Below are 232 nucleotides of genomic sequence, written 5' to 3' on the forward strand. Positions count from 1 at the left end.
GGTGGAATTGCGCTGCAATAAACCAAGGGTGATCTTTATTCTCAATAATCTCTACTAGTTTTTTATCTTCAGATAAACCTGTAAAGCTTAAACCAGCTTGCTCAAGTTGTGCTACAAAGTTGTTGTTAACTTCATAACGGTGACGATGGCGTTCAACAATTTCGTCGCTACCATACACATCATGTACTTTAGAGCCTGGTGTTAAATGACATTTTTGTGCGCCTAAACGCAT

At 38.8% G+C, this 232-nt stretch carries 1 protein-coding gene; it reads right to left on the reverse strand.

All coding sequences use genetic code 11. From position 1 onward, the window contains the following. On the reverse strand, window positions 1-232 hold a 232-nt coding region (locus tag SB765_RS34120), incomplete at both ends, for a glutamine amidotransferase-related protein (RefSeq protein ID WP_410933089.1).

The organism is Pseudomonas sp. SIMBA_067 (assembly GCF_046534675.1).
Lineage (GTDB): Bacteria > Pseudomonadota > Gammaproteobacteria > Pseudomonadales > Pseudomonadaceae > Aquipseudomonas > Aquipseudomonas putida.